The sequence below is a fragment of the Bacillus sp. 7705b genome (genome assembly GCF_002289525.1).
Lineage (GTDB): Bacteria > Bacillota > Bacilli > Bacillales > Bacillaceae > Bacillus > Bacillus halotolerans.
The window spans coordinates 161,911-184,820 of the sequence record NZ_NSDH01000033.1 but is presented as its reverse complement, the minus strand read 5'-3'; the positions used below and the strand labels follow the sequence as shown (position 1 = coordinate 184,820).

General features: G+C 45.1%; 25 protein-coding genes. 20 read left to right on the top strand and 5 right to left on the bottom strand.

Annotation, left to right across the window (positions count from 1 at the left end; genetic code table 11):
- Positions 1-33: 33 nt before the first annotated feature.
- The 10 genes from metN to sufB all read left to right on the top strand — a co-directional run bounded on the left by metN (position 34) and on the right by sufB (position 8,926).
- Positions 34-1,059: a methionine ABC transporter ATP-binding protein MetN gene (gene metN / locus CJU60_RS13520; RefSeq protein ID WP_024122771.1), complete on the top strand. Its 1,026-nt coding sequence runs from the start codon at positions 34-36 to the stop codon at positions 1,057-1,059.
- Entirely contained in the window at positions 1,052-1,720 is a 669-nt protein-coding gene (gene metP / locus CJU60_RS13515) for a methionine ABC transporter permease MetP (RefSeq protein ID WP_010331792.1), read from the top strand. Before metN ends, metP begins: the two co-directional genes overlap by 8 nt.
- A gap of 13 nt (positions 1,721-1,733) precedes the next feature.
- On the top strand, positions 1,734-2,555 hold the full coding sequence (metQ, locus tag CJU60_RS13510; RefSeq protein ID WP_095714027.1) for a methionine ABC transporter substrate-binding lipoprotein MetQ: 822 nt from the start codon (positions 1,734-1,736) through the stop codon (positions 2,553-2,555).
- Between the two features lie 283 nt (positions 2,556-2,838).
- Positions 2,839-3,216 carry a carboxymuconolactone decarboxylase family protein gene (locus tag CJU60_RS13505; protein ID WP_038954281.1) on the top strand — a complete coding sequence of 126 codons (378 nt, stop codon included), beginning with the start codon at positions 2,839-2,841 and terminating at the stop codon, positions 3,214-3,216.
- 192 nt (positions 3,217-3,408) lie between these two features.
- Positions 3,409-3,561 carry a YuzK family famiily protein gene (locus CJU60_RS13500; protein WP_010331789.1) on the top strand — a complete coding sequence of 51 codons (153 nt, stop codon included), beginning with the start codon at positions 3,409-3,411 and terminating at the stop codon, positions 3,559-3,561.
- 177 nt (positions 3,562-3,738) lie between these two features.
- The gene (gene sufC / locus CJU60_RS13495) at positions 3,739-4,524 is read left to right on the top strand and encodes a Fe-S cluster assembly ATPase SufC (RefSeq protein WP_010331788.1); all 786 of its coding nucleotides are present in this window, start codon (positions 3,739-3,741) and stop codon (positions 4,522-4,524) included.
- Positions 4,525-4,541: 17 nt separating this feature from the next.
- Positions 4,542-5,855 carry a Fe-S cluster assembly protein SufD gene (gene sufD / locus CJU60_RS13490; protein WP_095714026.1) on the top strand — a complete coding sequence of 438 codons (1,314 nt, stop codon included), beginning with the start codon at positions 4,542-4,544 and terminating at the stop codon, positions 5,853-5,855.
- Positions 5,855-7,075, top strand: coding sequence for a cysteine desulfurase SufS (sufS, locus tag CJU60_RS13485; protein ID WP_095714025.1), 1,221 nt, complete (start codon positions 5,855-5,857; stop codon positions 7,073-7,075). Before sufD ends, sufS begins: the two co-directional genes overlap by 1 nt.
- A complete protein-coding gene (gene sufU, locus CJU60_RS13480; protein ID WP_003222809.1) occupies positions 7,065-7,508 on the top strand; it encodes a Fe-S cluster assembly sulfur transfer protein SufU in 444 nt (147 codons plus the stop codon). The genes sufS and sufU overlap by 11 nt, the downstream gene beginning before the upstream one ends.
- Before the next feature lie 20 nt (positions 7,509-7,528).
- Positions 7,529-8,926 (top strand): Fe-S cluster assembly protein SufB, encoded by a 1,398-nt coding sequence (sufB, locus tag CJU60_RS13475; RefSeq protein WP_003228608.1) that lies wholly within the window; start codon positions 7,529-7,531, stop codon positions 8,924-8,926.
- Positions 8,927-8,969: 43 nt separating this feature from the next.
- On the opposite strand, the gene CJU60_RS13470 is transcribed toward sufB, so the two are convergent.
- The 3 genes from CJU60_RS13470 to CJU60_RS13460 all read right to left on the bottom strand — a co-directional run bounded on the left by CJU60_RS13470 (position 8,970) and on the right by CJU60_RS13460 (position 9,913).
- Complete coding sequence (locus tag CJU60_RS13470; RefSeq protein ID WP_095714024.1) at positions 8,970-9,320, bottom strand: BLB8/JUQZ-1 family protein; 351 nt, start codon at positions 9,318-9,320, stop codon at positions 8,970-8,972.
- Between the two features lie 165 nt (positions 9,321-9,485).
- Positions 9,486-9,764, bottom strand: coding sequence for a hypothetical protein (locus tag CJU60_RS13465; protein ID WP_069486954.1), 279 nt, complete (start codon positions 9,762-9,764; stop codon positions 9,486-9,488).
- Positions 9,764-9,913, bottom strand: coding sequence for a hypothetical protein (locus tag CJU60_RS13460; protein WP_003240873.1), 150 nt, complete (start codon positions 9,911-9,913; stop codon positions 9,764-9,766). Before CJU60_RS13460 ends, CJU60_RS13465 begins: the two co-directional genes overlap by 1 nt.
- 158 nt (positions 9,914-10,071) lie before the next feature.
- On the opposite strand from CJU60_RS13460, the gene CJU60_RS13455 reads away from it, so the two are divergent.
- The 7 genes from CJU60_RS13455 to CJU60_RS13425 all read left to right on the top strand — a co-directional run bounded on the left by CJU60_RS13455 (position 10,072) and on the right by CJU60_RS13425 (position 16,928).
- The gene (locus CJU60_RS13455) at positions 10,072-11,190 is read left to right on the top strand and encodes an NAD(P)/FAD-dependent oxidoreductase (protein WP_095714023.1); all 1,119 of its coding nucleotides are present in this window, start codon (positions 10,072-10,074) and stop codon (positions 11,188-11,190) included.
- Positions 11,191-11,292: 102 nt separating this feature from the next.
- On the top strand, positions 11,293-11,667 hold the full coding sequence (locus CJU60_RS13450; RefSeq protein WP_024122762.1) for a nucleotide excision repair endonuclease: 375 nt from the start codon (positions 11,293-11,295) through the stop codon (positions 11,665-11,667).
- A gap of 215 nt (positions 11,668-11,882) precedes the next feature.
- Entirely contained in the window at positions 11,883-12,869 is a 987-nt protein-coding gene (gene frlB, locus CJU60_RS13445) for a fructosamine deglycase FrlB (protein ID WP_095714022.1), read from the top strand.
- A gap of 80 nt (positions 12,870-12,949) precedes the next feature.
- On the top strand, positions 12,950-14,218 hold the full coding sequence (locus CJU60_RS13440; protein WP_095714021.1) for an ABC transporter substrate-binding protein: 1,269 nt from the start codon (positions 12,950-12,952) through the stop codon (positions 14,216-14,218).
- A 57-nt stretch (positions 14,219-14,275) separates the two neighbouring features.
- On the top strand, positions 14,276-15,154 hold the full coding sequence (locus CJU60_RS13435) for a carbohydrate ABC transporter permease (RefSeq protein ID WP_044159032.1): 879 nt from the start codon (positions 14,276-14,278) through the stop codon (positions 15,152-15,154).
- Positions 15,155-15,157: 3 nt separating this feature from the next.
- Positions 15,158-16,060 carry a carbohydrate ABC transporter permease gene (locus tag CJU60_RS13430; protein ID WP_095714020.1) on the top strand — a complete coding sequence of 301 codons (903 nt, stop codon included), beginning with the start codon at positions 15,158-15,160 and terminating at the stop codon, positions 16,058-16,060.
- A gap of 13 nt (positions 16,061-16,073) precedes the next feature.
- Positions 16,074-16,928, top strand: coding sequence for a fructoselysine 6-kinase (locus CJU60_RS13425; protein ID WP_095714019.1), 855 nt, complete (start codon positions 16,074-16,076; stop codon positions 16,926-16,928).
- Between the two features lie 24 nt (positions 16,929-16,952).
- Here CJU60_RS13425 and frlR read toward each other — a convergent pair whose 3' ends face one another.
- Positions 16,953-17,681 (bottom strand): transcriptional regulator FrlR, encoded by a 729-nt coding sequence (frlR, locus tag CJU60_RS13420; RefSeq protein WP_024122756.1) that lies wholly within the window; start codon positions 17,679-17,681, stop codon positions 16,953-16,955.
- A 183-nt stretch (positions 17,682-17,864) separates the two neighbouring features.
- On the opposite strand from frlR, the gene CJU60_RS13415 reads away from it, so the two are divergent.
- On the top strand, positions 17,865-18,968 hold the full coding sequence (locus CJU60_RS13415) for an ABC transporter ATP-binding protein (RefSeq protein ID WP_095714018.1): 1,104 nt from the start codon (positions 17,865-17,867) through the stop codon (positions 18,966-18,968).
- Positions 18,969-19,001: 33 nt separating this feature from the next.
- On the opposite strand, the gene CJU60_RS13410 is transcribed toward CJU60_RS13415, so the two are convergent.
- Positions 19,002-19,868 carry an endonuclease I family protein gene (locus CJU60_RS13410; RefSeq protein ID WP_095714017.1) on the bottom strand — a complete coding sequence of 289 codons (867 nt, stop codon included), beginning with the start codon at positions 19,866-19,868 and terminating at the stop codon, positions 19,002-19,004.
- 456 nt (positions 19,869-20,324) lie between these two features.
- Here CJU60_RS13410 and allC point away from each other — a divergent pair, with 456 nt between their 5' ends.
- Together allC and CJU60_RS13400 are read left to right on the top strand one after the other, a co-directional pair.
- Complete coding sequence (gene allC / locus CJU60_RS13405) at positions 20,325-21,563, top strand: allantoate deiminase (protein ID WP_095714016.1); 1,239 nt, start codon at positions 20,325-20,327, stop codon at positions 21,561-21,563.
- A 16-nt stretch (positions 21,564-21,579) separates the two neighbouring features.
- Positions 21,580-22,830, top strand: a complete 1,251-nt coding sequence (locus tag CJU60_RS13400; RefSeq protein ID WP_095714015.1) for a pyridoxal-phosphate-dependent aminotransferase family protein — start codon at positions 21,580-21,582, stop codon at positions 22,828-22,830.
- Positions 22,831-22,910: the final 80 nt, after the last annotated feature.

The window sequence follows — 22,910 nt, the reverse complement described above, 5'->3', positions numbered from 1 at the left end:
TTTCTTAGAATAGTGTTAAGGCAGGTGATCGCTTTGATCAATCTTCAGGATGTTTCAAAAGTGTATAAGTCGAAACATGGAGATGTCAATGCTGTCCAAAATGTCTCGCTTTCCATAAAAAAAGGTGAGATTTTTGGAATTATAGGATATAGCGGAGCTGGTAAAAGTTCCTTAATCCGTCTGCTGAACGGACTTGAGAAACCAAGCTCAGGAATCGTGGAAGTGGCGGGAACAAAGATTAATGAAGTAAACGGACGCAATTTAAGAAAAGCACGCCATGAAATCAGTATGATTTTCCAGCATTTCAATTTGCTCTGGTCGCGAACTGTCAGAGATAACATTATGTTTCCTTTAGAAATTGCCGGGGTGAAAAAAAGCGAGCGGATCAAGCGTGCCAATGAACTGATTAAACTGGTAGGTTTAGAAGGAAAAGAAAAATCTTACCCATCCCAGCTGAGCGGCGGACAAAAGCAGCGGGTCGGAATCGCCAGAGCGCTCGCAAACAATCCGAAGGTTCTCCTTTGTGATGAAGCGACATCAGCTTTAGATCCGCAAACAACTGATTCAATCTTGGATCTTTTGTCCGATATTAATGAAAGACTCGGTTTGACGATTGTGCTGATCACACACGAAATGCATGTCATCCGCAAAATCTGCAACAGAGTCGCTGTCATGGAAAACGGAAAGGTTGTTGAAGAAGGAGAAGTTCTCGATGTCTTCAAGAATCCGAAGGAAGAAATGACAAAACGATTTGTCCAGCAGGTGACTGAGCCTGAAGAAACAAAAGAAACGCTTCAGCATCTTCTTGACGAAAAAGCGTCAGGAACAACGGTTCAGCTCACATTTGTCGGCGAAGCGGCTGAACAGCCTCTGATTACAGAGATGATCAGAAACTTCAATGTCAGTGTCAATATTCTGCAAGGGAAAATCTCGCAGACGAAGGACGGAGCATACGGTTCATTGTTCATCCATATTGACGGTGACGAGGAAGAAGTGCAAAACGTGATCCGGTTTATTAATGACAAACAGGTGAAAGCAGAGGTGATCACGAATGTTTGAAAAATACTTCCCGAACGTTGATGTAACTGAATTATGGAACGCGACATACGAAACGCTTTATATGACGCTGATCTCTTTGGTTTTTGCCTTTGTCATCGGGGTGATCCTCGGTCTGCTGCTCTTTCTCACAAGCAAAGGGAGCCTCTGGCAGAACAAAGCGGTCAACACTGTGATTGCGGCCATTGTCAATGTATTCAGGTCTATTCCGTTCCTCATTTTAATTATTTTATTACTAGGTTTTACGAAGTTTTTAGTCGGCACCATCTTAGGGCCGAACGCGGCACTTCCGGCGTTAGTCATCGGCTCAGCCCCGTTTTACGCGCGGCTTGCTGAAATTGCGCTGCGCGAGGTGGATAAAGGCGTCATCGAAGCTGCGAAATCAATGGGAGCCAAAACATCAACGATTATTTTCAAAGTGTTGCTTCCGGAATCCATGCCGGCCCTTATTTCTGGGATCACGGTTACGGCCATCGCTTTGATCGGCTCAACGGCAATTGCGGGCGCCATCGGTTCAGGAGGCCTTGGAAACCTTGCATATGTAGAAGGATATCAGTCTAATAATACTGATGTGACCTTCGTTGCTACTGTATTTATTTTAATCATCGTTTTCATTATTCAAATGATCGGTGATGTCATAACAAATATAATAGACAAACGATAAGGGAGGATTTACATTGAAAAAGCTATTTTTAGGTGCATTACTGCTTGTATTTGCAGGAGTTATGGCTGCCTGCGGTTCTAATAACGCTGAATCCGGCAAGAAAGAAATTGTTGTTGCAGCTACAAAAACACCGCATGCAGAAATTTTAAAAGAAGCTGAACCATTGTTAAAAGAAAAAGGCTACACACTGAAAGTGAAAGTGCTTAGTGATTACAAAATGTACAACAAAGCCTTAGCTGATAAAGAAGTGGATGCGAACTTCTTCCAGCACATTCCTTACCTTGAGCAAGAAATGAAAGAAAACAAAGATTATAAACTTGTGAATGCCGGCGCGATTCACTTAGAGCCATTCGGTATTTATTCTAAAAAATACAAATCATTAAAAGATCTTCCCGACGGTGCGACAATTATCCTGACAAATAACGTCGCTGAACAAGGCCGTATGCTTGCAATGCTTGAGAATGCAGGATTAATTACACTTGATTCCAAAGTGGAGACAGTCGATGCAACACTGAAAGACATTAAGAAAAACCCGAAAAACCTTCAGTTCAAAAAAGTAGCGCCTGAATTAACGGCAAAAGCATATGAAAACAAAGAAGGAGACGCGGCCTTCATCAATGTGAACTATGCGATCCAAAATAAATTAAATCCTAAAAAAGACGCGATTGAAGTGGAATCAACAAAAGATAACCCTTACGCCAATATCATTGCAGTGAGAGATGGCGAAGAGGATTCTGCAAAAATCAAAGCGCTGATGGAAGTTCTTCACTCTAAAAAGATCAAAGACTTCATCGATAAAAAATATGACGGAGCTGTGCTTCCTGTATCTGAATAAGACTGAAACCCCGGATGAGAAATCCGGGGTTCAATTATTGACAAAGCCCTAAAACGATATTCGTTTTAGGGCTTTGTCATCTTTTCGGCGTGATTGAAAACCCTTGAAGTCTAGGAAGACCGAGCATTGGAGCGGATCGAATGCTATAATTCGTGAGCACCAACGCGCAGGTCTGACAACGAATGCGAGGGTTTGCTGACCCGCTGAACCCCCGGATGAGAAATCCGGGGTTTTTTGGGTATTTTCCTTAAAGCTGTTCATAATAAAAAGGAATGTTAAACAGATGGAGGGATTTTCTTTGAATCAAGATAGAGGAAGCATGCAGGACGCGCTAAAACAATATAAACAAAGTTTAGGCACATTTGAACAGAAGATGCCGATGATGGGAAGAAAGTTTAACGAATTTACCGAACAATGCTTTGCAGCTAATTCGCTAACAGAAAGAGAAAAACAGCTGATTGCACTGGGGATCGCTATCAATGCTCAGGACGAATATTGCATGATCTATCACACAAAAGGCTGTCTTGACCAAGGAGCGACGGAAGAAAACATTCTTGAAGCTGTCAGTGTGGCGGCTGCATTCGGAGGCGGAGCTGCTCTAAGCCAAGGTGTGACAGTTGTCCAGCAGTGCATAGAGGAATTTGGAAACACTACGCATTAGAAGAAGGAATATTCCGAAAAACGATTCTCATTTCAACTCAAAGGGTCCTTTCGTCTCATCCGTTGTTATATCAAGCCATATCCATTTTGCAGCGTCGGTCGAAGAGCTGATACAATAGCAGTAAATAAATGAAGGGATTGATTCATTATTTGCAGCAGCCAGGACAGACTGGACCTCGATTATACGTCAGAAATGGAAAAAGCGATGCAGCTGTCGCATGGAATCGGGTACGAGGAATACGGACGCCGGCTGGATACAAGAATGGAAGTTGAGCGGCAGAGAGAGCTTGAATATAAAAAATGCAAGCGGTATTCTGCGGAGCTTAATGAGAAAATCGGTCTTTAAAAAAAGGGTGGGAATCCACTCTTTTTCTTTTTCAATTGCTTTAATAAAGTGCTGAACTTTGTTAAACTTGAGAAATGTGCAAGGCACGATAAAAAGTTGTATTTACTTTTCATTTGTTATAAAATTAGAATGAGAATAAAATGAGAATAATGATTATATATTTTTGGAGGTATAGATATGGCTGCTTCAACATTAACGATCAAAGATCTTCACGTTGAAATCGAAGGGAAAGAGATCTTAAAAGGTGTAAACCTTGAAATAAAAGGCGGAGAGTTCCACGCCGTAATGGGACCGAACGGTACTGGTAAATCAACTCTGTCAGCTGCTATTATGGGGCATCCTAAATATGAAGTAACGAAAGGCAGCATCACGCTTGACGGCAAAGATGTACTGGAAATGGAAGTGGACGAGCGTGCGCAGGCAGGTTTGTTCCTTGCAATGCAGTACCCAAGTGAAATCAGCGGTGTGACAAATGCCGACTTCCTTCGTTCTGCGATCAACGCGCGCAGAGAAGAAGGCGATGAAATTTCCCTTATGAAATTCATCCGCAAAATGGACGAAAACATGGAGTTCTTAGAAATGGACCCTGAAATGGCTCAGCGCTACCTCAACGAAGGCTTCTCAGGCGGGGAGAAAAAACGCAACGAAATCCTTCAGCTAATGATGATTGAACCGAAAATCGCCATCCTTGATGAAATCGACTCAGGTCTTGATATTGACGCTCTGAAAGTTGTATCAAAAGGGATCAACAAAATGCGCAGCGAAAGCTTTGGCTGCCTGATGATCACTCACTATCAGCGTCTGTTAAACTACATCACTCCTGATGTGGTTCACGTTATGATGCAAGGCCGCGTTGTAAAATCCGGCGGTGCAGAGCTTGCACAGCGTCTTGAAGCAGAAGGTTATGACTGGATCAAAAAAGAACTTGGCATTGAAGACGAAACTGTAGGCCAAGAAGCGTAAGCGTTAGGGGGATTAATATGACACTAGATACAAAACTATCCGTAGATCAGGAGTATCTCAAAAGCTTTTCCGAAAAGCATCAAGAACCTGCCTGGCTGAAAAACCTGCGCTTACAGGCTCTTGAACAAGCTGAGGATCTGCCGATGCCGAAGCCTGACAAAACAAAAATCACAAACTGGAACTTCACGAACTTCGCGAAGCATACAGTTGATAATGAGCCGCTTTCTTCATTAGAAGATTTGACTGATGAAGCAAAAGCGCTGATCGATGTCGAAAACGAAGATAAAACGTTATATGTACAGCGTGATCAGACGCCTGCATACCTTTCTCTTTCTCAGGAATTGAAAGACAAAGGCGTCATCTTTACTGATATTTTGACTGCTGCCCGCGAGCACAGCGACTTAGTGGAGAAATACTTTATGAAAGACGGCGTGAAGGTTGATGAGCATAAATTAACTGCACTTCACGCAGCTCTTGTTAACGGAGGGGCATTCCTCTATGTTCCGAAAAATGTTCAGGTGGAGACGCCGGTTCAGGCTGTTTATGTCCACGAAAGCAACGATACAGCTCTATTCAACCACGTATTGATTGTGGCGGAAGACCATAGCTCAGTAACGTATGTAGAAAACTACATCAGCACGGTCAACCCGAAAGATGCTGTATTCAATATTATCAGTGAGGTTATCACAGGTGATAATGCCAGTGTGACATACGGTGCGGTGGATACTCTGTCTTCCGGCGTGACAACTTATGTCAACCGCCGCGGTGCTGCGCGCGGACGCGACAGCAAAATCGAGTGGGCTCTCGGCCTCATGAACGATGGCGACACCATTTCCGAAAACACAACAAACCTTTACGGTGACGGCACTTACGGCGACACGAAAACGGTTGTTGTCGGAAGAGGAGAGCAAACAGAAAACTTCACGACACAAATCATTCATTTCGGTAAAGCTTCTGAAGGATATATCTTGAAGCACGGTGTGATGAAGGATTCCGCTTCTTCTATCTTTAACGGAATCGGCAAAATCGAACATGGCGCTTCTAAAGCGAATGCGGAACAGGAATCCCGTGTGCTGATGCTCAGCGAAAAAGCGCGCGGAGACGCAAACCCTATTCTTTTAATTGACGAAGACGATGTAACTGCAGGACATGCGGCATCTGTCGGCCGTGTGGACCCTATTCAGCTTTACTACCTGATGAGCCGCGGGATTGCGAAAGAAGAAGCAGAACGCTTAGTCATCTATGGATTCCTTGCGCCGGTAGTTAACGAACTTCCGATTGAAGGCGTTAAGAAACAATTGGTTTCTGTTATCGAAAGGAAAGTGAAGTAATGAATATCACAGATATTCGTGAACAGTTCCCGATCCTTCATCAGCAAGTGAACGGACATGATCTCGTTTATCTCGACAGCGCGGCGACTTCTCAGAAGCCGCGTGCTGTCATTGAAACACTGGATAAGTATTATAACCAATACAATTCCAATGTTCACCGGGGCGTCCATACGCTTGGAACCAGAGCGACAGACGGTTATGAAGGAGCGCGTGAAAAAGTCCGCAAGTTTATTAACGCGAAGTCAATGGCTGAGATTATTTTCACAAAAGGCACGACCACATCACTGAACATGGTGGCGCTAAGCTATGCACGCGCCAACCTCAAACCGGGTGATGAAGTGGTCATCACCTATATGGAGCATCATGCGAATATCATTCCGTGGCAGCAGGCTGTCAAAGCGACTGGCGCCACATTAAAATATATTCCGCTGCAGGAAGACGGCACGATTTCATTAGATGACGTCAGAGCAACGGTCACAAGCAATACAAAGATTGTTGCGGTATCTCATGTGTCTAACGTTCTCGGCACGATCAACCCGATAAAAGAAATGGCGAAAATCGCTCATGACAACGGGGCTGTCATTGTGGTGGACGGTGCACAAAGCGCGCCCCACATGAAAATTGACGTGCAGGATCTCGATTGCGACTTCTTTGCGCTTTCTTCCCACAAAATGTGCGGCCCTACCGGAGTAGGTGTGCTGTACGGAAAGAAAGCCCTGCTGGAAAACATGGAGCCTGCCGAATTCGGCGGTGAAATGATTGACTTTGTCGGGCTTTATGAATCAACTTGGAAAGAGCTTCCGTGGAAATTCGAAGCGGGTACTCCGATTATTGCTGGAGCAATCGGTCTCGGTGCCGCAATTGATTTTCTCGAAGAAATCGGTCTTGATGAGATTTCCCGCCACGAGCACAAGCTTGCAGCTTATGCACTTGAACGCTTCCGTCAGCTTGACGGCGTGACGGTTTACGGACCGGAAGAGCGTGCCGGGCTGATCACATTTAACCTTGATGATGTTCATCCGCACGATGTGGCAACCGTACTTGATGCGGAAGGGATCGCTGTCAGAGCGGGTCACCATTGCGCCCAGCCGCTGATGAAATGGCTGGATGTAACTGCTACTGCGAGAGCAAGCTTTTATCTGTATAATACAGAGGAAGAGATTGATAAGCTTGTGGAAGCTCTTCAAAAGACAAAGGAGTATTTTACAAATGTCTTTTAATGCAAACTTAGATACATTGTACAGACAAGTGATTATGGATCATTACAAAAACCCGCGCAACAAAGGGGTTTTGAATGACAGCATCGTCGTGGATATGAATAACCCGACATGCGGCGACCGAATCAGGCTGACAATGAAGCTTGACGGAGACATCGTGGAAGATGCGAAATTTGAAGGGGAAGGCTGTTCCATTTCAATGGCATCCGCTTCGATGATGACTCAGGCGATTAAAGGGAAAGATATTGAAACAGCCCTTTCCATGTCTAAGATTTTCTCGGATATGATGCAAGGGAAAGAATATGATGATTCTATAGATCTGGGTGATATTGAAGCCCTTCAAGGCGTTTCAAAATTCCCGGCCCGTATTAAATGTGCAACCCTGTCATGGAAGGCACTTGAAAAAGGAGTCGCTAAAGAAGAGGGCGGCAATTAAAAGGATTGGAGTGAAAATGGATGGCTAAAAAAATGCCTGATATTGGTGAATACAAATATGGTTTTCACGACAAGGACGTTTCCATTTTCCGTTCAGAGCGCGGATTGACAAAAGAAATCGTAGAAGAAATTTCTCGCATGAAAGAAGAGCCTCAATGGATGCTTGATTTCCGCTTGAAATCACTTGAACATTTCTACAACATGCCAATGCCACAATGGGGCGGAGATCTAAACTCACTGAACTTTGACGAAATTACGTACTACGTAAAACCGTCTGAGCGTTCAGAGCGTTCTTGGGATGAAGTTCCTGAAGAAATTAAGCAAACATTCGACAAGCTCGGGATTCCTGAAGCTGAACAAAAATACCTTGCGGGTGTTTCTGCTCAGTACGAATCAGAGGTTGTATACCACAACATGAAAGAAGATCTTGAAGCGCAAGGCATCGTCTTTAAAGATACAGACAGCGCGCTGAAAGAAAATGAAGATATTTTCCGTGAGCACTGGGCAAAAGTGATTCCGCCGACTGATAACAAGTTTGCGGCGCTGAACTCAGCTGTTTGGTCCGGCGGATCTTTCATCTATGTGCCAAAAGGCGTGAAGGTTGAGACACCGCTTCAAGCTTACTTCCGTATCAACTCTGAAAACATGGGTCAGTTCGAACGTACACTGATCATCGTTGACGAAGAAGCAAGCGTGCATTACGTTGAGGGCTGTACGGCACCTGTTTACACAACAAACTCTCTTCACAGTGCGGTTGTTGAAATCATCGTGAAAAAAGGCGGCTACTGCCGTTATACGACGATCCAAAACTGGGCGAACAACGTTTACAACCTAGTAACGAAGCGTACAGTATGTGAAGAAAACGCAACGATGGAATGGATCGATGGCAACATCGGATCTAAACTGACAATGAAATATCCGGCTTGTATCCTAAAAGGCGAAGGCGCGCGCGGTATGACGCTTTCTATCGCTCTTGCGGGTAAAGGCCAGCATCAGGATGCGGGTGCAAAAATGATTCACCTTGCGCCAAACACATCTTCCACAATCGTATCAAAATCGATCTCTAAACAAGGCGGGAAAGTAACCTACCGCGGAATCGTCCACTTCGGACGTAAAGCGGAAGGCGCCCGTTCCAACATCGAGTGTGATACGCTCATTATGGATAACAAATCAACATCAGATACAATTCCTTACAATGAAATCTTAAATGATAACATTTCATTGGAGCACGAAGCGAAAGTGTCTAAAGTATCTGAAGAACAGCTCTTCTACTTGATGAGCCGCGGTATTTCCGAAGAAGAAGCGACTGAAATGATCGTAATGGGCTTCATCGAGCCATTCACAAAAGAGCTTCCAATGGAATACGCAGTTGAAATGAACCGTTTGATTAAGTTCGAAATGGAAGGTTCAATCGGTTAATGTAAAAACAAAACCCGGCGGAATACCGCCGGGTTTTGTTTGTTTACAGACGAACACTAATCGTGACAACTCCTAGTACGCTTGTTCCCTTATAGATAGTAACTTGAGCAGAACCAGGAATTGACTTGCTGTATACCACTCCGCTTTGACTTACAGAGATATAATCACGACCGGAAGTTACAACATAGCTAGTGGCTCCTTCTCTAGCAATATTTAAGTAACTGTTTACTTTCATTTGGTAAAAGGCATCCATGACTTTAATAGGGCTGTTTGATACATTTTGAATTGAAGGTGTTGGAGTAGCTGACATTTCTTCAGCAGAGGCCACACCGCCTAAGCTTAAAGCCAAAGCTGAAACTGATAGTGCAGAAATAATCGCTTTTTTACATTTCATTTGTAACACTCCTTTTTTATTTTTCCTTACACCTTACAATTTGGATAAAGAAAGGTTAGTTCCTGTTACTTAATATGTATAATTTGTTAACATATGGTTATTGGCTAAATATGTATACTTAAAATGATGAGAACCGCAGGCATGTTTAAGCCTGCGGTTGCTATTTCAACTTTCGGATATATCATTAGGATGAATATTGATGGTGGATGCTGCTGAGGGAATATCAACTTTTTTCATCTCTAGCAATTGAGTATAGGCCGTGTCGAATTCATCTTTTGTCATCTGTTTTGCTGCTAATGCAGAGCATAAAATGGCAAAGGCAATCGGCATTGTGTCAATGTGAATATCAATATGGACTTCCGAATTGCCGCTGTTTTCAATAACAGAGCCATTTTTGGGCATTTCCGCAGCATGTCTGTTGATAGGAATGATATTCTCGTTCATTACTCTTCTCCGTCTTGAGACTGTGCCTGTGCCTGATCCTGATCTGTATTCACGTTGACTACGACTTTTGCATTGCCGCTGTTTTCAACTTTAGCAACTGATACATTGCGCTTTTGGTTTTCTTCATTTTCATGACGATTTTCGCTCATGGTATCATCCTTTCTCTATTGATAGTGACAGGATATTCAATAGGAGAGTGAAGAGATTGGACGAACTTCGCGGTTTTTCCACATTGGGGCTAAAGGTCGAAGGAAAGCACTCTATTTGGTAAAATGAATAGATATTATAAAAGAAAAGGTGTTTGCATATGAAGTCTTACATCATCGTCGGCGCAGGCATACTAGGTGCGTCGACGGCTTATCATCTCGCAAAATCAGGAGCCCGGGTTACGGTGATTGACCGGAATGAACCGGGACAAGCGACTGGCGCGGCGGCGGGAATCGTCTGTCCTTGGCTGTCGCAGCGCCGCAATCAGGATTGGTATCAGCTCGCTAAGGGCGGAGCGCGATACTATAATGATTTAATCAAGCAACTGGAAGAGGACGGTGAAACAGACACCGGATACAAGCGTGTCGGCGCGATCAGCATACACACTGATGCGGAGAAGCTCGATAAGATGGAGGAGCGGGCGTATAAGCGGCGCGAGCATGCGCCGGAGATCGGTGACATCACCCGTTTGTCTGCGAGTGAAACGAAAAAGCTGTTTCCCATTTTAGCTGATGGCTATGAATCGGTTCATATCAGCGGCGCCGCTCGTGTGAACGGGAGGGCGCTATGCCGGTCGCTTTTAAACGCTGCCGAGAAACATGGTGCAGTCATTGTAAAAGGAAACGCGTCCTTGCTTTTTGGGAACGGGAGAGTCACCGGTGTCCAAACAGACAAGCAGCAGTTTGAGGCTGATAATGTGATCGTGACTGGAGGGGCATGGGCCAATGAATTGATGAAGCCTCTGGGCATTCATTTTCAAGTGTCCTTTCAGAAGGCGCAGATTATGCATTTTGAAATCTCTGGCGCAGATACCGGATCGTGGCCGGTGGTGATGCCGCCGAATGACCAGTATATTCTGTCCTTTGATGACGGCAGAATTGTAGCAGGCGCCACCCATGAAAATGAGGCCGATCTTAAAGACCTGCGTGTGACAGCAGGGGGACAGCATGAAGTCTTGAGCAAAGCACTTGCCGCAGCGCCGGGGCTTGCTGACAGCACAGTCATTGAAACAAGAGTGGGCTTCAGACCGTTTACACCGGGGTTTCTGCCAGTGGTGGGTGCCGTGCCGAATGTTCAAGGACTTTACGCCGCTAACGGTTTAGGCGCGTCGGGACTAACGATGGGACCGTTTCTCGGTTCAGAGCTCGCAAAGCTAGTTCTCGGAAAGCCGACAGAAATAGACCTTAGCCCTTATGATCTTGCCGGAGCGCTTGCATAATAATGAAAGGCATGACAAACAAATATAATAAAGCTGTTCTAGCTTTTCTTTCCTGTCTGTGTTAGCATTTATCTTTAATGAAAAAGAGGACGTGAACTGATTTTGATAAAAATTGATATACCCGCACCGAATGTGACGATCACCGAGCGACAGCAGTCAGCCAATCATAACGAACCGAAAATAAAGGCGATTCACGGGTTCATTGACTTTCACCAGATACCAAGGGATAAAGGCGGCATCTTTATGTTTTACAACATTCATGACGAGCTGCTGTTTGTCGGTAAAGCCAGAAAGTTAAGACAGAGAATTAAAAAGCATTTTGAAGACACTGTCTCACCGATCAAAAATCACAGAGACGAAGTTTATAAAATTGAAGTATGTGTAGTTGAAGATCCAATGGAAAGAGAAATTTACGAAACCTATATCATCAATACACAGCACTCGAAGTATAATATAGACAAGGTATTTTTTAAATAAGAAGTCAGTCTGCGGATTGAACAGCGAGGCCAGAGCTTATATTAAGTTCTGGCTTTTTGATTTGGCATTTTTCTACACAAAGATCCTTTGTCTATCATCTAAGTAAATTAATGAGAAATTTCAGAAAATAATATTGACATTCCTATCTCTGGACTTTAATATAACAATATATAATGTTATATAACGTTATATAATAAAAATGAGGAGTGAAGGATTTGAGTCAGGTCACAGCAAAAGTTAATCGTGAGGTTCAAGCTTTCTTGCAGGATTTGAAAGGAAAAACCATCGACCATGTATTCTTTGTCGCATGCGGAGGGTCTTCGGCCATTATGTATCCGAGTAAATATGTGTTTGACAGGGAGTCAAAATCAATCAGCTCTGACCTTTACAGCTCTAATGAATTTATTCAGCGAAACCCTGTTCAGCTTGGTGAAAAGTCTCTTGTCATTTTGTGCTCGCATTCGGGAAATACCCCGGAAACGGTAAAAGCCGCTGCATTTGCGAGAAGCAAAGGCGCGCTTACGATTGCAATGACGTATAAGCCGGAGTCTCCTTTAGCACAGGAAGCGCAATATGTAGCCCAATATGACTGGGGTGATGAGGCGCAGGCGATCAATACGAACTATGGTGTTCTATATCAAATCGTTTTCGGCGCTTTGCAGGTATTAGAAAACAATACGACATTTGAAAAAGCAATTGAAGGTTTAGATCAATTGCAGGCTGTGTATGATGAAGCCCTTAAGCAGGAAGCTGACAACGCACAGCAATTTGCAAAAACACATGAAAAAGAAAGCATCATTTATACAATGGCAAGCGGTGCAAACTACGGTGTCGCTTACTCCTACAGCATCTGCATTCTCATGGAAATGCAATGGATTCATTCCCACGCCATTCATGCCGGAGAATATTTTCACGGACCGTTCGAAATTATTGATGAATCCGTGCCGTTTATCATCCTGCTCGGTTTAGATGAAACAAGGCCTCTTGAAGAGCGGGCGCTTACCTTCTCGAAAAAATATGGCAAAAAGCTGACTGTGCTCGATGCCGCATCTTACGACTTCACTGCAATTGACGATTCAGTAAAAGGCTATCTTGCTCCGCTCGTTCTTAACCGTGTGCTGAGAAGCTATGCGGACGCTTTGGCAGAAGCGAGAAATCATCCTTTATCTCATAGAAGATACATGTGGAAAGTTGAGTATTGATCTGAAAAAGAGGAACCATTATGCATTAGACTATAATGTTATATAACATTATAGTCTAATGTCCAGAGGAGGCCAACCCTTTGAAGAAAATGTTTTTATTTTTGATCATTGCAGCTGTCAGTATGCTCACCATTGCGGGCTGTTCGAGCCAGGGCAGTTCAGCCGATGGAAAGGTGACATTGAAATTTTTCCACAGATGGCCGAAGGAGCCGGAAAAAAGGTATTTTGAAGAGGTTGTAAAGGAATTTGAAAAAGAGCATCCGGATATCGACATTCAAACTGAAGCGGTTTTGAATGACTCCTATAAAGATAAAATTAAAGTTATGCTGGGAACCAGCAGCCCTCCTGATATTTACTTCTCATGGAGTGACGAGTTTGCTTTTAAATTTATCAGAGGAAAGAAAGCACTTGATCTCTCGTCCTACTACAAAGATGATACAGATTGGTCATCACAGCTCGTTCAATCGCAAGTTACACCATTTACGTATGAAAACAAACAATATGGCGTGCCGTGGCAAATGGACGCTAAATCATTTTTCTATAATAAAGACATATTTAAAAAGCTCAATCTAGAGCCCCCGGCGACTTGGGATGAACTCATCGATGTCTCGAAGAAGCTGAAAGAAAATGGCTATAAACCGATTAGTTTCGGAACAAAAGCGACTTGGACAATCTCACATTATATCGGCACGCTGAATCAGCGGATGGTCGATGAAAAAACAAGAGAAAAGGACTATAACGCCAAAACGGGTGAATTTACCGATGAAGGCTATGTGAAAGCACTTGAAAAGCTGCAGGAACTGATGCCTTACTTCAATAAACATGTAAACTCCGTCGACCATGAATATGTGAGACAGCAATTTAAGAGCGGAAAGTCGGCGATGATATATGCAGAAACTGCTGAAATCAAACTGGTTGAGCCAGTGAATCTAGGGATGTTCTCATTCCCTGAAATCAGCGGGCAAAAAGGATCTTCAGAAGCGTTAACGGGGGCGCCTGAAGGATTTATGATTTCCTCGAAAACAAAACATCCAAAGGAAGCAGTGGAATTTTTGCAATTTCTGACGTCGAAAAAAATGGGTGAAAAGCTCGTCAAAGACGTCGGCAAATACAGTGCGGTGCAAGGGACGGCAACCGAAGAAAATTCTACAGCCATACAGCGTGAAGCCGTTCAGCATATCGTAGATGCCAAATCAATGGTTCCGTGGTTTGACATGGATGTGGATGTTGAAATCGCAGATGTGTACTTAACAAGCGTCCAGCAAATGCTTGGCGGCGACATGACACCGGAGCAAGTCATGAAAGCCGTCCAAAAAGCAGCCAAGCAAGTGAAGGCGTCAGCTGAATAAATCAAAGAAAAGGTGAAGCGACGCACCTTTTCTTTTTATAAAGGAGATGAGTTATCCTTGGTCAACCAAAATAGAATAATCCCCTATTTGTTTTTACTGCCGGCTCTTGTTTTTCTACTTTTCGTTTATATCCCGATTTTTGAGAATGTCTTTCTCAGTCTGTTTCAATGGAGCTCTTTTTCTCCGGAAAAAACGTTTATCGGATTGAAGAACTATGTTGAATTATTTCGTGATCCTGTCTTTTATCAAGCTCTCACGAATAACGTGCTCTACGCAGTGATCTCAATTGTATGCCAGGTGTTTGGCGGTTTAATTTTGGCGGCGGTGCTTGAGGATAAGCTGGTCAGAAAATGGTCGCCTTTTTTTCGTACCGTTTTCTTTTTGCCGGTTGTCATCTCGATGACGGTTATCGCGCTTTTGTTTGATTTTATTTACAACCCTGAGACGGGGCTTTTGAATCAGCTGCTTCAGGCAATCGGGCTGGATCAGCTGACGAGGGCATGGCTCGGGGAGGACAGCACGGCTATGCTTTCTGTCATCTTTGTATCGCAGTGGCAGTCTGTCGGTTATATTGCGATGCTGTATATTGTGTCGATTCAAAAAATACCGGATGAACTGTATGAAGCGGCGCGGCTTGACGGTGCGGGGAAAATTCAGCAGTTTTTTCACATTACCATTCCCCAGACGAAAGAGATGTCTTTTGTTGCGGTGGTGATGACGCTGACAGGCGCTTTTACAGTGTTTAACGAGCCGTACATTTTGACAGGCGGCGGACCGGGAAACGCTTCTGAGGTATTAAGCACATTCTTATATAAAAGCGCCTTTACAAAGGATATGATGGGCTATGCTTCAGCGATTGCCACTGTTGTGTTACTCATTACGCTTGCTTTGTCGCTCATGCAAATGAAGTTCTTTAAAACCGGAAAGGAGGATTAACAGATGCTGCCTCAAAAGAAGACAGATTCGTTTAGATTAGAGCCTGTGCCTGACCGGCACATCGAGGTGAAAAGAAAGCCGAGGCGAAAATGGTATATCGGAGAAACGTCTGTATGGGTTTTTCTGTTTCTTTATCTAATCGCGATTGCTTATCCGCTTTTATGGATGGTCATGAGCGCCTTTAAAAGCTCGGATGATATTTTTGAGAACAGCTGGTCGCTGCCGTCTTCGTGGCATCCGGAGAACTTTGTGTCCGCCTGGAATCAGGGGATTTCTTCTTATTTTATGAACAGTGTGATCGTGACGGCGCTGACATGTGCGATTACTGTTTTTATCAGCGCATGGGCGGCGTACGGGCTTTCGAGGTTCGAGTTTAAAGGAAGAGGGTTCTTTTTGGTGCTTTGTCTTGGCGGTTTGATGCTGACGCCTCAGGTCAGTCTTGTGCCGCTTTATTCCATTATTCAGTCGCTGGGGCTTTACAATACGTATTGGGCTTTGATTTTGCCTTATGCGGCTTATCGGATTCCATTCACCATCATTTTAATCCGCTCTTATTTTCTTTCTATTTCTAAAGAATTGGAAGAGGCGGCTTATTTAGATGGGTGTACGAGTTTTGGAGTATTTTTCAGAATTTTCTTACCAATGAGTGTGCCGATTTTAGTGACGTCGGGTATTCTGACAGCTTATCATACGTGGAATGAGTTTATGTTTGCGATTATTTTCATAGATGACGAGAATTTGCGGACCATTCCGGCGGGGCTGATGCAGTTCCGAGATGCGCTGCAGACGGATTGGGGCGTCTTGCTGGCGGGATTAACGATTTCTGCCGCGCCGATTATTATTCTATTTTTATTTATGCAGAAATATTTTGTCCGCGGGATTGCAAGCGGAAGTGTAAAAGGATAAAGGAGGAAGCATAATGAAATTAATTGCTGTTGGAGACAACGTTGTAGACTACTATCAGGATCAAGAAACATTCTATCCGGGAGGAAATGCCTTAAATGTCTCAGTGCTTGCAAAACGGCTCGGGCATGAGGCTTCTTATATCGGAATTGTCGGCAATGACGAAGCCGCGGCTCATCTGCTGAATGTGCTGAAATTAGAAAAGGTCAACGCTGATTTTATTCGTCAGGCGCATGGGGAAAACGGAATGGCAATCGTTACCCTTGATGAACAGGGGGACCGGATCTTTGTCCGATCGAATAAGGGCGGCATCCAGTCGCGTCTCCGTCTTGTGTTTCAGGAAAAGGACTTATCTTTTATCAGCGGGCATGATCTGCTGCATACCAGTGTGTACAGCAGGCTTGAGAACGATTTGCCGCAGCTGTGCGGGCTGATCCCGGTCTCTTTTGATTTTTCAACAAATCGAGAGGATGAGTATTTGAAAAAGGTCTGTCCTTATGTGACGTATGCGTTCTTTTCAGGAAGCGATTTGAGTGAGACGGAGTGCGGCCAGCTTGCCAAAAAGGCACATGAGTACGGAGCAAAAATCGTTTGCATGACCCGCGGCGGGCAAGGGGCGATCCTGTCTGCGGGAGACCGAATCTATCATCAGCCGATTGTGGAAGCTGATATAATAGACACACTCGGAGCGGGAGATTCATTTATCGCGGGATTTTTGACTGCGTTTTGTGAGAAGCAAGATATGATGAACGCTTTGCGCCAAGGAGCGGAAACAGCTGCGAAAACATGCGGAGTGTACGGGGCATTCGGCTACGGCTATCCCTATCGCCTGGAGGAAGGGGGAAGCAGTGAAAAAACGAGAATACTATAAGCAGTGTCTCGTTTTTTATGCCTGTCATGTGTATGGACTGTTGATTGTAAATGTGACACGGTTTGTGTGCATCAAAAACAGTGAGCAGTAGATCGGCTGATCGTTTGAGGTAAATGCGGTTTTATCGATTTCAAACAGCGCATCACCGATATCGCAATCCAAGTATTTGCTTTCCTCCTGCTGGGCATAGACAACATTTAATAGTTTTGTATTGTGAGTTGGAACAACTTGGTATTGCTGCTTTAAAATATCATGCATAGATACACCGTCAGCAATAAACGTATTGATGGCAGGAAACATGTCCAGCGGGTAATGTGTGATCTCAAAGGTGAGCGGCTGATCATCGTTATATAAAATCCGTTTTAATTCAACGACAGGGCTCTCGGGATTGATCTGAAGCTTTTCGGCGATCGGTTTCGATGCTGGAATGATTTCATGGGACAGAACCTGATGCTTCGGTTTTTTCCCGGTTGATTCCATAAATTCCGAGTAGCCGTTTACTGCGATCAGCTCTCTCTTCAATTTAGGGCTTTTAACGAACGTTCCTTTTCCCTGCTGCCTGATCAGATAGCCTTCTTCGACCAGATCGAGAATGGCTTTTCTGACGGTAATGCGGCTGACATTATACTTGCTGCAAAGCTCGTTTTCTGTGGGCAGCTTGGCAGCCGGGGAATACAAGCCCTTTTTAATGTCATCTGTTATGATTTGTTTTAGCTGAATGTATAAAGGTGTTGAACTTCCATTGTTTAACAAGGGGTAGCCTCCTTTTAAGCTATTATTTATATTATAATGTATTATGACGTTATAATACAAATTTGCGTTTTTTGTTTTAGAAATATAGCAAATATGGGAATCGATTACTCTAAAAATAACAGAAAGACCGAGTTGTTTCCAGTGACGAAATAACGGAGAAAAAAAGACGGGGGGAGTTTTCTGATGGCTTCATTAACATTTGAACATGTCAAAAAATCATATCATTCACAATTAACGGTGAAGGACTTTGATTTAGATGTAAAAGATAAAGAGCTTTTGGTGCTGGTGGGGCCGTCAGGCTGCGGCAAATCGACAACCCTGCGGATGGTGGCTGGGCTGGAAAGCATTTCGGAAGGAAGCCTCTTCATCGATGGGGAACGGGTCAATGATCTTCCGCCGAAAGAGCGTGATATCGCGATGGTGTTCCAAAACTATGCGCTGTATCCGCATATGACTGTTTTCGATAACATGGCATTTGGACTGAAGCTTAGAAAAATGCCGAAACAAGAAATTGCCGAGCGGGTGCATGCAGCTGCAAACATTTTGGAGATTGAGCATTTGCTGAAGAGAAAACCGAAGGCACTTTCCGGCGGCCAGCGGCAAAGGGTGGCGCTTGGCAGATCAATTGTGCGGGAACCAAAGGTCTTTTTAATGGACGAGCCGCTTTCTAATCTTGATGCGAAGCTGAGAGTGACAATGCGGACAGAAATCAGCAAGCTTCACCAGCGGCTGGAAGCAACCATTATCTATGTCACCCATGATCAGACTGAAGCGATGACGATGGGCGATCGGATTGTCGTCATGAATGAAGGTAAAATTCAGCAAGTGGCCAAGCCTCATGATATCTATCATTATCCGGCAAACCTGTTCGTGGCCGGGTTTATTGGCTCTCCCGGAATGAACTTTTTCAAAGGCATGATTGAAGAGCACCATGGCGAGCTGTTTTTCACAAACCCTTCGATCCGGCTTCATATCCCTGAAGAAAAGGCAAAACGGCTGAAGAAAAAAGGTTATACCGGAAAACAGATGACACTCGGTGTACGGCCGGAGCACATCGCACAAATGACTGGAAATGACCGGCTGTTTGATTCTGTGTTTAAAGCGACGGTGGAAGTGAATGAAAATTTGGGATCTGAGCTGATTGTGCATGTCAGCGCCGGGAACGAGCGGCTCACGGTTCGCCTGGATGGCGGCAATCGAATCTCCGCGGGCGATACAATTCAGCTGGCGGTGAAAATGGATCACGCCGTCTTTTTCGATGCTGAAACGGAACAGGCTGTGTATTAGAAAAGGTGCTCCCTTCGGGGGAGCACCTTTTTCTTACGGCCAAATGTCGTCTGCCCATTCAGGGTGATCGATAAATGGATTTCGGTTGTGCTGATATTTTTCATAAATGATTTCATTTCTTTTTCTTTCGCGGGCATCAACAGGGTCCTGCCTATTCCATTCAAGCAAGGCGGATTGTTTTCCATGATAAGGAGCAGAGCCGTTTCCTGTCCTATCATTGAGCTCAAGGTCAGGGTAGCCGTCATCTCCTTCGTAACGGACAGCCATGTAAAACAGCATGCGGGCGACATCGCCTTTCACATCATCGCGGGGCTCCCAAGAATCTCCGTCATAATAATTTCCGGGTGCTTTCGCATACTCGTTGCCGCCGTTGTCAAAGTCCATGTTGCCTCTGGCACTGTTTACTTGGACGTCTGCTGGACGCAAGTGATGAATATCAGTGCCGGGCCCTTTGCTTGTACCAAAATCGCCATGGGATTTCGCCCAGACATGCTCCCGGTTCCAGTCCCCGACATTGCCGCCGTTCAGGTTTTTCGAACGGGATTCATTCGTATAGAGCAGGATGACGTTATTCGGATTGGCCGGATCTGCATCTGTTTCTTTCAGCGCGTTCCATACCTCGCTGTAAGACAGCATCGTATGTCCGCTAATGATGCGGTGCAGCGCGCTTTTTAACGCCTCTCCGCTTTTTCCTTCAGCACCTTCATAATAGGTGTCTGTGTCGGCGTATGGTGCCGCGGGAGAGACTAATGAGAGAATGCCCCCGGAGGCTGCGGAAGAAGTAGCTGCACGGCCATTCAGGTTCAATCCGGTTTGCGCGCTTGCTGAAGCAGAGGGCGCAAACCATCCGGAAATCAGTAATACACAGACGAGCGGCAGAAACCTTGCTTTTTTTGTCATCACTTGCCCTCCTTTAGATCAGGTCATGTCTATTATCTAAAATTGAGATAAAGGTTAGAAGTGTCATTTTGTATATTTTTTATTAAATTTGTAAATTAGTAACTTTGGAGGAGGCGGAACTCTATTGTTCCAGGATCTTTAGTCCGCGTTATTGCTCCCGCTGAGTTTTGGCAAGCGCTGTTCCTTGATCGAGTGCTGCTTCACTGAAAGCATTGCCTTCCCGTGTTTTTCGCTAGTTCATACAATGAATCTTTAGAACCACTTTTTCCTCTCGCTGTTTTTTTAATCCATCGCTGCCTATTGACTCTCTTCCTTACTGGCTGCTATTCCTAAAATGGAATGGCAGGCTGGTTATTATGACCAAAAAACAAACGTTTTTTTGGTTTATGTGCTGATGAACTATACGTCTTCCTCCCTCTATAATGAAGTCACCATAACGGCCAGAGGAGGAAGCACATGGAAAAGCAGAGGCTTTCAGTAGAAAGCGGCATCGCTGATTACATCGATTGGCTTGCCCAATTCGGTGCGTCTGCTGATGGCGGAGTGACGAGACTTTTGTACACCAAGGAGTGGATGGACGCGCAGCTCGCCGTGAAAGAGGAGATGTCGGCATTTGGGCTTGACGCCAGATTTGACGACGTCGGCAATGTCTTTGGAAGGCTTCAGGGCACCCAGTCTCCGGATGAAGTGATTTTAGCCGGCTCACATATCGATACGGTGATCAATGGGGGAAAGTATGACGGCTCATATGGCGTGCTTGCGGCAATGCTTGCTTTAAAGCAGCTCAAAGAAACATATGGAGCGCCGAAAAAAACGCTTGAGGCCGTGTCTTTATGTGAGGAAGAGGGCAGCCGTTTTCCGATGACATACTGGGGATCAGGGAATATGATGGGTGCTTTGTCATTGAAGCATGCGGAAGTACCGAGAGACGGATCAGGTGTTTCATTACAAGAGGCGATGCATGACAACGGTTTTGGCAGAGGCGTGTATCCGTCAGCGCACAGGACAGATATCAACGCTTTTATTGAAATTCACATTGAACAAGGACAGACGCTTGAAATGTCAGGACGAGATCTCGGTGTGGTGACAAGTATAGTCGGGCAGAGGAGATATCTGATTACGCTTGAGGGAGAATGCAACCACGCAGGGACCACCTCCATGAAGTGGCGCAAGGACCCGCTCGCAGCCAGCAGCCGAGTGATTCATGAACTGCTGTTTCGCGCTGAAGAACAGCCGGATGAGCTTCGTCTGACATGCGGAAAAATGACGGTGCAGCCCAATGTGGCCAATGTCATACCTGGACGGGTGCAGTTTTCAATCGATATTCGACATCAAAATCAGCATGTACTGGAGCATTTTCATAAAGAAATGACTGCTGTCATCAACGGCATTTGTAACAAAAAAGGGATTCACGCCATGATTGATGAATATATGCGGATAGAGCCTGTGCCGATGGACAAAACGCTTTCTGCCAAGGCTCTTGAGACAGCGGCAGAAAACGGTATCAGCTGTGAAGAAATGGTGAGCGGGGCAGGGCATGATGCGCAAATGATCGGAAGGAGCTGCCCCGCTTGTATGCTGTTTGTGCCGAGCAGAGGCGGCATCAGCCATTCGCCGAAGGAGTTTACTTCTGCACGTCAGCTTGAGATCGGCGTCCGCACATTGACTAATTTATTATACAAACTGGCTTACTGATGAAGGAGGAATGGCTGTGTCAGGCAGAAAAGAATTATGTACACCGTTAAGAACGATTATGACACCGGGGCCTGTAGAGGTCGATCCGCGTGTATTAAGAGTGATGAGCACGCCGGTTGTCGGCCAATTTGATCCGGCGTTTACCGATATCATGAATGAAACGATGGAGATGCTCCGAGAATTATTTCAAACGAAAAATCGCTGGGCGTATCCGATTGACGGCACCTCCCGGGCGGGAATCGAAGCGGTGTTAGCGAGTGTCATTGAACCGGGAGATGACGTGCTTATTCCGATATACGGACGCTTTGGCTTTTTGCTGACTGAAATCGCTGAGCGGTACGGGGCGAATGTTCATACGATTGAGTGTGAGTGGGGAACGGTTTTTGACCCTGAGGATATTATACGGGAAATGAAAAAGGTGAAGCCGAAAATTGTGGCGATGGTGCACGGGGAAACATCAACTGGCCGAATCCATCCGCTGAAAGCGATTGGAGAAGCGTGCCGTGCTTGGGATGCACTGTTTATTGTCGATGCGGTAGCGACAATTGGGGGATGCGAGGTGAAAGTGGATGAATGGAACATTGACGCAGCTATCGGCGGCACGCAAAAGTGTTTGTCTGTTCCGTCGGGGATGGCGCCGATTACATATAATGAACGGGTGGCGGACATCATTGCGGCGCGCAAAAAGGTGGAACGCGGAATTGCGACTCAGGCAGACAAGGCGCCGCTTACCGGAAATCGTCCGATCACCAGCAATTATTTTGATTTGAGCCAGCTTGAGGATTATTGGAGTGAACGGCGGCTCAATCATCATACAGAAGCGACGACGATGCTTTATGCCTTGCGTGAGGGCGTGAGACTGGTGCTTGATGAAGGTCTCGAAGCACGTTTCGAGCGGCATCAATACCATGAGGCCGCATTAATAGCCGGGATTAAGGCGATGGGGCTGAAGCTGTTTGGGGATGAGAGCTGCAAAATGCCTGTTGTCACCTGTGTGCAAATCCCGGACGGCGTGGACGGAGAGTTGGTCCGCCATATGCTTTTGGCACAGTTTGGAATCGAAATCGCCAGCTCATTCGGCCCTTTAGCCGGGAAGATTTGGAGAATTGGTACGATGGGCTACAGCTGCAGAAGAGAAAACGTACTGTTTGTCCTTGCCGGATTAGAAGCTGTGCTTCTCAGACACGGCGCTGTGATCGAAGCGGGAAAAGCGCTTCAGGCCGCGCTTGATGTATATGAAAATGCTAAGAGCCAGGCAGCGATTTAAAGAAAAAGCTTGTGGAATTCCGCAGGCTTTTTTCATTTTCGCTCATTCTCCAATCTGATTTTCTCCGTTTGACTCTTTTT